At 69.3% G+C, this 10,156-nt stretch carries 10 protein-coding genes; 3 read left to right on the forward strand and 7 right to left on the reverse strand.

Annotated elements, in window-relative coordinates:
• Nucleotides 1-33: 33 nt before the first annotated feature.
• The 6 genes from ACIRFL_RS42965 to ACIRFL_RS42990 form a co-directional block, all read right to left on the reverse strand.
• Complete coding sequence (locus ACIRFL_RS42965; RefSeq protein WP_404040983.1) at nt 34-480, reverse strand: hypothetical protein; 447 nt, start codon at nt 478-480, stop codon at nt 34-36.
• Between the two features lie 73 nt (nt 481-553).
• Nucleotides 554-967 (reverse strand): hypothetical protein, encoded by a 414-nt coding sequence (locus tag ACIRFL_RS42970; protein WP_362998310.1) that lies wholly within the window; start codon nt 965-967, stop codon nt 554-556.
• 150 nt (nt 968-1,117) lie between these two features.
• Nucleotides 1,118-1,984: a DUF6192 family protein gene (locus ACIRFL_RS42975; protein ID WP_362998308.1), complete on the reverse strand. Its 867-nt coding sequence runs from the start codon at nt 1,982-1,984 to the stop codon at nt 1,118-1,120.
• A 242-nt stretch (nt 1,985-2,226) separates the two neighbouring features.
• A complete protein-coding gene (locus ACIRFL_RS42980; RefSeq protein ID WP_404040988.1) occupies nt 2,227-2,409 on the reverse strand; it encodes a hypothetical protein in 183 nt (60 codons plus the stop codon).
• A gap of 248 nt (nt 2,410-2,657) precedes the next feature.
• Nucleotides 2,658-3,053, reverse strand: coding sequence for a DUF6087 family protein (locus tag ACIRFL_RS42985; RefSeq protein ID WP_404040991.1), 396 nt, complete (start codon nt 3,051-3,053; stop codon nt 2,658-2,660).
• On the reverse strand, nt 2,992-4,386 hold the full coding sequence (locus tag ACIRFL_RS42990) for a Tat pathway signal protein (RefSeq protein WP_404040993.1): 1,395 nt from the start codon (nt 4,384-4,386) through the stop codon (nt 2,992-2,994). The genes ACIRFL_RS42985 and ACIRFL_RS42990 overlap by 62 nt, the downstream gene beginning before the upstream one ends.
• Before the next feature lie 132 nt (nt 4,387-4,518).
• Between ACIRFL_RS42990 and ACIRFL_RS42995 the strand changes: the two genes are divergently transcribed.
• Genes ACIRFL_RS42995 through tgmC form a run of 3 tightly spaced genes read left to right on the forward strand, consistent with a single transcriptional unit; the run spans nt 4,519 to nt 6,974 of the window.
• Nucleotides 4,519-4,791, forward strand: coding sequence for a putative ATP-grasp-modified RiPP (locus ACIRFL_RS42995; RefSeq protein WP_404040996.1), 273 nt, complete (start codon nt 4,519-4,521; stop codon nt 4,789-4,791).
• 3 nt (nt 4,792-4,794) lie between these two features.
• Nucleotides 4,795-5,781: an ATP-grasp ribosomal peptide maturase gene (gene tgmB, locus ACIRFL_RS43000; RefSeq protein WP_404040999.1), complete on the forward strand. Its 987-nt coding sequence runs from the start codon at nt 4,795-4,797 to the stop codon at nt 5,779-5,781.
• On the forward strand, nt 5,778-6,974 hold the full coding sequence (gene tgmC / locus ACIRFL_RS43005; RefSeq protein WP_404041001.1) for an ATP-grasp peptide maturase system methyltransferase: 1,197 nt from the start codon (nt 5,778-5,780) through the stop codon (nt 6,972-6,974). Before tgmB ends, tgmC begins: the two co-directional genes overlap by 4 nt.
• Before the next feature lie 194 nt (nt 6,975-7,168).
• Here the strand turns inward: tgmC and ACIRFL_RS43010 are convergent, their stop codons facing one another.
• Nucleotides 7,169-9,559, reverse strand: a complete 2,391-nt coding sequence (locus ACIRFL_RS43010; protein ID WP_404041004.1) for a Helicase associated domain protein — start codon at nt 9,557-9,559, stop codon at nt 7,169-7,171.
• Nucleotides 9,560-10,156 lie beyond the last annotated feature (597 nt).

A 10,156-nucleotide genomic window follows, 5' to 3' on the forward strand; every position in this document is an offset into this window, starting at 1 on the left:
AGGCCCTGCCTTCATGCCCCCGCGCAGCCACAATCACCTGAACAGCACACCCGTACGGAACCCCAAGCTGCACATTCGGTTTCGAGAAGCCCTCTCAGGCCATGCCGCCGCTACCCGACGGTACTGGCTCATGGCCTTGGGTGTCAGGCCGACGACTTTGGCGTAGTTGGACAGCTTTCTCCCGGTGAATGGATCATTCAGGGGCACCGCATCCAAGGCCAGGTCCCCGAGCATGAATCGGGCTCCCGTATCCCTGTGGGCGTTCACCCGGTACGCGGCTACATCGGCATAGAACTCGTCGCAGATTCCTTCCCACCAGGTCCGCATGGAGCCGGCGGCGAACACTTCCTCGAGTGGGGCCAGCCCGTATCCGCACACGGTGCAGATGATCAGGCTCCCATCAGGGCCGATGTCGATCGGTTGGCGCTGGTAGCAGTACTTGCAGTACCAGACCATGGGAATCAGTTTGCGGCGGGTCATGGGGATGGCTCCCGTCCGCTTCTCTCCGGCCGCGCAGGATTTCGCCCCGCGGTCCTCTTGGAAGAGGGCCCGCTCAGGCAGGTTCGAGAAGTTCGTTGGCGTCATCGACCACGAGCTGCAGGTGGCGCTTGAGCATGCGCAGCTGCTTGGTCCGGGACTGCTTGGCGTGTGGGAGGACGGTGCCCGTGAGCACCCGGTAGCTGCGTTTCGCTTCCCCCTTGAGACGCATGACCTCGTACGCATCGGCTACGTCGGGAAGGTACACAAGGCGGTACACGTGCCCGTGCGGGTCGTAGGAGTACACCGCGTCGGTGTCTTTCATGCCGGGGAGGGCTTCTCGCAGGATGCTCAGGCCATGTCGTGTCTGGGATGCGGTGAGGTTGGTCGCCTCCATGAGTTCGGCGAAGGTGTACCCCCGTACGCCCGCCCTCCACAGGGCGTCAAAGACACTCCCGGCCAGGAAGTCGGGGCGCTGGTGCGCGGTCATGGTGCTCGTCTCCTCGCCCCCCGGCCGGAAAAGCGGTCTCACCTCGCGCCGAGTTCCGTTCTTCTCGTCCAGCCCCTTCTTGCTGATCTTTGCCGCTCCGCCTTCCCCCCGTGCGCGCCAGGGGGAAGGAGTATTGCAACCGCCTGCCTGTCATCCCTCTCCCGCGATCAGACGCTCCAGGGCCGCGTCCATATCCGTGCTGCCGGTCTGCAGGACGTGCTCGGTCCACTCGACGGCTGCCGTGACCCGGCTGAGGCCTTCGCGGATGGAGTCCTTGGCGTCCTCCGACAGCTCGGCCAGGTGCAAACCCGGCAGAGTCCTGCCGATGCCGCTCGCAAACGCCGAGCACAGGCCCAGAACGGTCAGCACCTCCTGCTGTTCGTTCAGCTTCTGGACCTCCGGAAGCTTCCTCGTCTCCTCGCGGGCCTCGCGGATCCTGCTGGCCTGCGCGCGGTTGAAGGTCTCCCGGACGTGAGGCTTGTCCGCGACCCGCTTGACCACTGCCGGCCGGCGCATGACCCGTTCGACTACTTCGACGGCCATCTCGTCGTCGAGCTGTTCCTCAACCTGCCGAAGTCTCTCCTCCGCAGTTTCGGCTACCTGGGTCTTCCAGCCCATGACCCGGTGGGCGGCGTCGCACGTCCAGCGCCGCTCGCCGGTCTTCCGGTAGACCGGCGGGTTATGGATCAGCTCGAACCGGTCGGGCCGGTGGGACAGGATCGAATGGACGGTCCAGCAAACACCCTTGACGCGCTGCTTCTTCGGCCACGCTCCGGATACGAGCCGGTACGCTTCGAACGTCTCGCGTTCCAGCCCGATCTCGTCGGCGTAGGTCGCCAGCAGCTTGAACGCCTTCATCGGCGGCCGTTTGCCCTTGGGAGGCAGGGGGACCATCTCCAGGCCGATGTCACCCAACGCGAACTGGGCGGAGCTTTCGGACCCGACAAGCTTCTGTCCCTTTTGGACCAGGTCCGTCCACTCGTTCGCGCGATAATCGGTGACCAGGCTCGTGGCCATAGGGACCTCCCAGGAAGCCACCCTCCCGATAAGTACATTTTATTCCGAATTTCAGGTAATGCCCTCTTGTGTCGCGTTCCAGGAATCCACCTCCCCCGGTGATCAGCAGTCGTACGACGTCGGGGCGCGGTGGTGTTGCCGCAGGGGCCCGAGGGGCTAGAGGTTGAGTACGTCGACACCCGGAAGAGCACCTGGCCGGTTCCCTGCCACGGTGCGATCGGCCACAGGGACGATGGGCGACTTCAGCAGGAGTGATGCGGATCGCCCAGCAGCGGGGTGGGCCGGCCGGGGCCGTCTGGATGGATCTCCAGGCCGCCGTCGGCGTTGATGACGGGGCGGCGGCCGGGATAGGTGCGTCGGGCCGTATCGAGGTCCCGTTCGTCGAAATGGCCGGTGAAGACGATCACCCCATGGATGAGTTCCACCTTCTCCGCTCCCGTTGGCCACCGCCCTACCAGCGCCTCCACGGTCATCGGCGCGGTCGCCGGCGGTAGATCCGGTCCGGGCATAGGCCATACCTCCGATGCGTGGTTGTCCTGTGGACACCGGCCCGAGCAGATCCCATGCGCGCCTGATGATCCCGATGCTTGTGGAGGGCGACCGAGCATACGGACGCCGTGGTCACCCGTAACCTTCCACGACTTCGGAATAGGGCCTGGAAGCGGAGTCCGCGTCACTGCGCGCCGCTGTTCCCGTGTCCCCCAACAGAGCCGGTCGCCGTTCCAGGCGTCTGTTCGTTTACCCATCGCTGGGCTTGCGTGAGGTTCGCGGCCGTGCCCACAGGCGCGTACGCAAAGCCGTCCCACTCCTCCAGTGCCCGCGGCTCGTCCGGGTGGAGGTGGCCGCCGCCGCTGTGGAGCGGTCGGTGCCGGCGCCAGACGTCCATCGGCGGGCGGCGCCGCTTCGCGTACGCCGCGAGCGGGTCGCCGGCATCGACGCGCGGCACAGCGCGGGACGGCTGGTTCGGCGGTCCGGGTCGGGAGTGCTTGCCCATGACGTCGATGGTCTCAGGCCGCGACGGTGGTCGGCCGGGAGGCAGCGAGATCGGCCGCGCGGGTGCGGACCTCATCCACCGCACCGGTCCGGTACGGGCGGGCGGCGTCCAGCAGCGTGTTGAGCCGGGAGGTGACCAGGGTGGAGTCGATCCGGACGGCCTCGTCGAGCGCCTGGTGGGCCTCGGCGGCGCCCTGCTCGGGCTCGCCCTCGGTGAACAGCGCGGCGGCCAGGCCGATGCGGTCCATGACGCGGACGCGGTCGAAGCCGGGCCGGCGCAGGGCGAGCGCGTCGGTGAAGTGATCACTGGCGCGACGGTTCCGGCCGGTGCCGTTGAGGTCGCGGGCGGAGACCGCGCGGGCGCCGGCGTGTTCGGCGGCGTCGAAGTACGCCACCCACTCCGGGACGTCCTCGCCGAGGCCGCCGGTGACCAGTTCGTCCGCGGCGCCGAGGTGCCGCTCGGCACCTTGCTCGTCGCCGAGGGCGGCGTGCACCCGTCCGGTCTGGGAGGCGACCAGCGCCTTCGTCGCGGGCAGCGTGGCCTTTTTCGTGGCGACGTCGAGGAGACCGAGGGCGTCCTGGGGGTGTCCGAGGTAGATCATCTGGTGGGACATGCGGGTGACGATCTCCACTCCGCGGTCCGGCTGCCCGGCCTCACCGGCGGCGTAGATGCCGTAGGACCAGTAGCGCTGGGCGGTGGCGTACCGGCCGCAGTCGTGGCTGACCCACCCGGCCAAAGCGGCGAGGTCGGCGGTCGCCGCGAACACACGGGCTTTCAGGGAGACGGGGACACCGTCCTGGATGCGGCGGGCGACTTCGGCGAGCTGGGCGACAATCGCGGAGCGGTACAGGCCGCCGCCCTTGGAGGCGTCGGCCTTGGTGAAGAACGCGGTGACCTCTTCCAGCGCGGTGGTGGTGTCGGCGTCGAAGCCCTTGGTGGCGCGGTTCAGCCGGCGGGCGGTGCCGCCCAGCATCCGCTCGGCGGCGAGGATGAGCGGGGCGCCCAGGGCGAGTTTGAGGGTGTCGCGGCGGTCGAGGAACAAGTCCATCTGGGTCCATCCGGCCAGGGTCTGCGCGGCTGCTTCGGTCAGCAGCGGGAGCTGGATGCTATCCAGTGTGGGCCCGGTGGCCGTCAGGCCGAGATCACCGGGTGTGAGCGGCTGGCCGACCGCGTCGGAGACCACTGCGGCAAGCAGGGCCGGGACCGGCGGGCGGGGGCGTTCGCCGTCGATCCAGCGGCGGATACGGGTGGCGTCCGGGGCGATCTGCCGGTGACCTTGGCGGATCGCTTCTGCGGCGATCCGGCGGGCGATCTCGCCGTGGGACAGGCCGGTGGCCGCGATCCACAGCGCGAGATGGGCATTGCTCGATCTGCTCGGCACCGGTGCCTCACCCTCCCCGACTCGCACGTCACGGAGCGTGGCAGTTCCGCCACGGTTCGCGGCCCCTACGGTACTGGTCAGCGCCCGTGCGGGAGGTCGATTCTGCTCAGGCGGTAGCCGCCCGGGCTATCCGCATGAGGCAAGGGGAAGGACGAACGCATGGCGACGCTTGCACCCCCAGCTCAGGCTCCGTGGGCGATGCGGCTGGTCACCGACCGGCTTCCGGTCGGCCCGCCGTCGTACGCCGCGGTGACGCTCGATGCGGCGACGCAGACCGCCGTCTACACCGACGCCGCCGGCCAAGTGGTGGAGATGGGCAAGCACGGTACGAGCAGGACCACCGGCACCGCCTCGATGTCCGGTGGCGGCGATGGGCAGAACCCGCAGCCGCAGACGCAGGACGACCACACCACCGACTACGAGTCGGACTGACCGATGGCCTCCACCGTCCTGGTCGTCACCGCGCTGGAAGACGTCACCGCGGACTGGGTCATCGCCGCGCTGAACGAGCGCGCGGTGCCTGTCGTACGGGTCGACCCGGCCGACATTGGGCCGGACCTGGTCTTCGGCGCCCGCATCGGCGCCGGGGCGAACGCCTGGGCCGGGCGGCTGGTCACCGGCAGCCGGGCGGTGGAGCTGGGGGAGGTGGCGGCGGTGTACTACCGCCGCCCCACCCCCTACGCCGCCCGGTTCGAGCACCTGCCCGCCCAGCAGCGGGACTTCGCCGCCGCGGAGGCCCGGCACGGGCTCGGCGGCGTGCTGAACCACCTGCATGGCGCGACGTACGTCAACCACCCCGGCGCGGTGACGGCCGCGGACTTCAAGCCCGCCCAGCTCCAGACCGCCGCCCTGCTCGGCCTCACGGTCCCGCCGACGCTGGTCACCAACGACGTCGAGCAGGCGCGGAAGTTCGCCGCCGACCCCGGGCCCATGATCTACAAGACGTTCCGCGGCCTGCCTCAGGGCGAGGACGGGCACACCGGAGCGATCTGGGCCCAGCGGGTGGACCCGGACACCTTCGACGACTCCCTGAAGGTGACCGCGCACCTGTTCCAGGCGGAGATCCCCAAGACCGGCGACGTGCGGGTCACCGTGGTCGGGAAGAAGGTGTTCGCCCAGCAGATCGCCGCCCCGGACGGCGCGCTGGACTGGCGACGCGGCGACTGGGACTCGCTCCTGCACGCGCCCATCGCGGTGCCGGCCGCGGTCGAGGCGGCCCTGCACAGCTATCTCTCGGCGTTCGGGCTGGTCTTCGGCTGCTTCGACTTCGCTCTGACCGGCGACGGCGACCACGCGGAGGACTGGGTGTTCATCGAGTGCAACCCGAACGGCCAGTGGGGCTGGCTGCCCGACGCCGGCGACATCACGACGGCGTTTGCCGACATCCTGAGCACGAGCACGGAAGGAGGCGGGGCGCGATGATGCCCGCCGATCTGGACACCGACGCCGAACGGCTGCGCGAGGCGATGGCCAAGGCCCTCGCCGAGGACGGCATCCTGGCCGATCCCGGGTGGCGGGCAGCGGTCGAGCGGGTGCCCCGGCATCGGTTCGTGCCGGGCTTCTACCTGCCCGCCGGCGAGCGCGACGGGCAGGGGCTGACGGTGTGGGAGCCGGTCACCGCCGAGCTCGACTATGGCCGGTGGCTGGCCGCCGCGTACTCCGACACGACGCTCATCACGCAGTTCGACGGCGACGAACCGGACTGGAAAACCCCGCAGGTGCGGCACGGTGGGGCGCCGACCTCGTCGTCCACGCTGCCGTCGCTCGTCGTACGGATGTGGGCCGACGCGGACGTGCAGGAGGGGCACACGGTGCTGGAGATCGGCACCGGCACCGGTTACTCCACCGCCCTGGTCTGCGAACGCAACGGATCGGCCGACGTCACCAGCATCGAGGTCGACGGCCACCGGCTCGATCAGGCGGCCAGCGCGCTGTACGCCTGCGGGCACACCCCGACCCTGGCGGTGGCGGACGGCCTGTACGGCTACTGGCCGGAGGCCAAGTTCGACCGGATCGTGGCCGCCTGCTCCTTCCGCGCCGTCCCCCGGGCCCTGCTCGCTCAGACCCGGCCGGGCGGGAAGATCCTGCTCACCCTCTCCGGCTGGCTCTACGGGTACGCCCGCGTCCTGCTCACCGTGGCGGAGGACGGCACCGCCGAGGGCCAGCTGCTGGGCGGCACGGTGTCGTTCATGTCCGCCCGCACCCACGCGGCGCCGCCGTTCGGCAACCCCGCCCACTGGGCCGCAGGGCTTCCGGAAGCGGGCCGGGCGGCCCGGCACAGCCCGGAGCGGATCACGGCCGCGACCGGGGAAGCGTTCCACCTGCGGTTCCTCGCCCAGTGCGCGGTGCCGGACGCACAGATGACGACGGTGGGCGAGGTCGTGCACCTGGCCGACGTCGTCACCGGCTCCGCCGCCACCCTCACCCCCACAGACGGCCGGTGGGAGGTGCGCGAGGGCGGCCCCGTGCGGCTGTGGGAGCGGATCGAGCGCGTGCTGTCCGTGTACGACGAGGCGGGCCGGCCGGGACCGGAGACTTTCACCCTGCACGTCTACGACGGCGGCCAGCACCTGCTGCACCCGCAGTTGCCCGGCCTGCCGCTACCGAGGCCCTGACAGGCCCAGGCACCCAGACGGGGAGAGCGACGGCTTCCACCCGGGTGCCTGGCAGTGTTCACCTCACCCACTCGTATTCGTCGTCCGTCCCATCCGGCGTCGCGGTCGCCATCGAGCAGGTCGTTGATCTCGTCCTCGGTGAGGACGTCTCGCGCATCGTCCATGGCTCTCATGATGCCGACAGCCCGGCCGGTTCAGGTGGCCCAGTCAAGCCCGAGGCCGGCCAGGATCTTCCGCCGTTCCTCGGTGAGCTTGGCACGCCTGGTCTTGGTGTTCGACAAAAACACGCCGAGCTTCACCTGGGTGCCGTCCGGCAGGGCCTCTACGTGGGTCCTGGGGACGGTCAGGTGGCCTTCCCGCAACCGGTACTGACGCAGAGCCGCCACACCCCGCTCGAAGGCGCTCCCGGCGCCGCCACGCGCCTTGGCCGGGGCGTCCTTCGGCGCGGCCAGTGCCGTGATGCCGAGCTGCTCCAGACGTTCACGCTGCTGCGGCAACAGGGCCTGCCATACCGCGTGTTCACGCTGCCTGGCCAGCCACTTGCCGACGTCCATGCCATGCACGGTGACGCCTGGCAGCAGTTCGGTGAGCGTGGTGTCCTCCTCGGCGAGGAGTTCGCGTACGGCGGCGTAGTGCCGCTGCCAGGTGACGGGCCAGGCCGGGTTCCAGTCCGGGTCGATGGCCGCCAGCGCGGCCTCCCGCTCGGGGTGGCCGGCCAGCGCGCCGGGCCGCCTCAAATTCGACAGCCATTGCCCGATGGGCCGGTCCAGGGCGGTCGCTGTCCGGGGCGCGCACAGGGTCCAGTGCTGCTCGTAGTAGACCCGGGCGGCGGCCAGGTTCTCCTGGAAGGCCGCGTCGGTGGCGTCCCACACCATCCCGAGAGCCTCGAGCCGCTCGGCCCGCTTGCCGGTCATCTGTCCGGCCCCGTACGCGCGGCGCTGCTCGGCGATCCACTGCCCGAGTGGGTAGGCGCCTTCCCTGTGGTCGTACGGCACCCGCAGATGCTGCTCCCGCTCCTGGTACCGGCGCGCGGCGGCGTAGCCGCGCGCCCAGTCCTGCCGCTCGGTGTCGATGACATTGAACGACACCCACTCGGCGACCATCACGGGGTCCCGCGGCGCGGCAAAACGCAACAGCAGGCGGGTTTCCTCCTCGCCTTCCTCGGAAGCCTCACCGATATTCACCGACGGCTGCGCCACGTCCTTCTGCGGCTCTTGCGGGATCGCGAGCAATTCCACGGCCTCTTCATCGTGGGCCCGCAGCCCCTGCAAAACCTTGACAAGCGGCCGGTAACTTCCCGAGGTGAACATGTCCTCCGGCTGCTCCCCGGGCTGCAGAAAGACGGGCACGATCAAAGAGGCCAGCTTCCCCTGGCCGGGCTTTTGCCGCAGCGCCCGCCCGATGGCCTGGACGATGTCGTGCGGTGCGCTCTTGGGGTCCAGCAGCGCCACCGAGTCCACCGCCCGGATGTCCACGCCCTCGCCCAGGACCCGGCAGTTGGACAGAACAGCCCGCCGCGCCGTCGTAGCGAAGCCGGCCAACACCTCCCGTCGGCGTTCGGGAACGTGCTCGCCGCACAGCCAGTTGGCCCAGATCCGCTTCGGATACTTCACGGGCTGGTCCGCGTGCAGCTTCGCCGCCACACGCTCCAGGCCCTCGGCATACGCCTGGGCCTCTATCGTCCGGTGATGGAAGGTGATGCACGTGCTGAGGTCGTGGTCCGCCATGGTCCGCAGCAATGCCGCCTGCAGCGCGCCGAGCCGCTGCCCGCGCACCTCCTCACTGCGCCGCTCCTCACCCATCAGCCGCTCCGGGGTGACGACCGGGTCCATCAGCTCGACGACGATGATCTGGTACCGCGCCAGCAGGCCCCGGGACACTGCCGACGCCAGAGTGAGCCGGTACAGCACCGGACCGAAGACGGCTTCGTCGTCCATGGAGGCCGCCAGCTCCTCCGGCAGCGGATCCCGAATCCCCTCGGCCACCTCCCAGTTGGGCCGCTCCTGCCAGATCCGCGGCGTCGCCGTCATGTACAACCTGCGCGCCGCCGGGATCACCGCCTGGTCATGGACGTCCGCCCACGCCTTGCCCAGCGAACCCGACGTACGGTGCGCCTCGTCCACCACCGCCAGGTCCACCGGCGCCAACTGCTGGCCGTAGACGCCTTCGAACGCCTCGGCGAGCACCGGCAGCGACGCGTAGGTGGCATAGATGGTCACCGGCCCCGTCCCATGCCACATCGCCAGCCGGACCGGGTTCGTGGTGCATCGGACCTTGAGGTTCCACAGTTCCGGGTCCTCGTGGAGCGAGCAGACCGCAACCGCCGGCCCCCTGTGCCCGACCCGGTACCACTCCTTCACCGTCTGCGTCAGCAGCTCCAGCGTCGGCACCACCACCAGGACCCGCCCCCTCGGCAGCACCTCCCGGGCAGCGAAAGCGGCGATGACCGTCTTGCCCGTCCCACACGCGGCAACAACCTGACCACGCAGCCCGTTTACAGGAATCCCACCAGGCGGAACATCAAGACCACGCACGATGGCGTCAACCGCCTCAATCTGATGGGGACGCAAGTCACGCCTCGTCATAACCATCCGGTACTCTCCTTTTCGCGGAATGCGGCGCGCTTTAGACGGCGGACACCCGGAGACCTCAATAATCCAGGCGGGATGCGAAACAGTTCCCAAACTCTACACAGAGCATCAGCGTGATGCATACCGCTGGCAGCAGGTTCGTCCATGAGAGTTAAGTTCCCTCAGTTAGAGCTGCTCGGTTGTTCGTTGGCGTGTACGATAGGGAATGTTCCATTGAGTCAGTCAGAGAGTCAGGGTGGTTGGGGGGAGGGTTCGGGCGGAGCACAGCGGAGCCCGTCCCCACTCTGGGCCGGCACCCGTCGGCCCAGACGGCCCGTCAGGCGCGGGACTGAGGTGATGACCGGAACTTCCAGGGATTACACGGCGCCGCACATGATGCACCGCCCCTCGCAGCCAGCCCAAGAGTCCCCGCTTGCGGGGACTCCCGTAATTCGCGCTTGCGCGAATTACGCTCCCTCCCAGAATTCCGCTTGCGGAATTCAATTCCCGCGCTTGCGCGGGAATCTGGCGAAGCGTCAGCGGAGCCAGCCGAAGCGCAGCGGAGGCTTTTCACTTCTGAGCGCGCCAGCGCTCAGAAGCCCGCTCCGCGGG

Origin of the sequence: Streptomyces sp. NPDC102462, assembly GCF_044765425.1 — a bacterium.
Classification (GTDB): Bacteria; Actinomycetota; Actinomycetes; order Streptomycetales; family Streptomycetaceae; genus Streptomyces.